The organism is Neisseria sp. P0021.S007 (assembly GCF_051956855.1).
This window is the reverse complement of record NZ_JBQCXA010001426.1, coordinates 1-483: the sequence shown is the minus strand read 5'-3', so window position 1 is coordinate 483 and position 483 is coordinate 1. Positions and strand designations below refer to the sequence as shown.

Below are 483 nucleotides of genomic sequence, written 5' to 3'. Positions count from 1 at the left end.
GATTGATAGCCTGCATGCAGGGCAATGGTTTCCCGTTTCATTTAAATATCCTTGGAGCGATTAAATAATGATAAATAGAGGCCAGCAGATTCGGATTTGAAAGGCAAACTTTCCATAACGGAACCGGGATGCAGCAGTATGGCCTTTCCTACAAGAAAGATTACCAAACCACACGCAACTGACCCAAGAAGAACGATACCACATTTAAGACCTGTCCTGCCACCACACCATCATCGAATGACACCCCATCACGACACCGTTTGCCGCAACCTCCTCCAAGACAAAAGCAACGGCGGTACTTTGTGGCAACAGCTCGGAATATGCAGCAAACCCTACTGCAAACGATACGGCGGCATACGGACCTAAGGCCAAATGCACGATCGCGTCGGCATGGAAAACGTCCCTCCATGGTTGAGCAAAAATTCCGTATTGGTGATGGGTAGGCTAATACCCTTGATGACAAAGATCAGAAAAGCGAAGACC

At 47.8% G+C, this 483-nt stretch carries 1 pseudogene; it reads left to right on the top strand.

The features are described from left to right. Positions 1-228 precede the first annotated feature (228 nt). Positions 229-440: pseudogene (locus tag ACTHUR_RS19525) on the top strand (IS30 family transposase); the annotation flags it as partial. Positions 441-483: the final 43 nt, after the last annotated feature.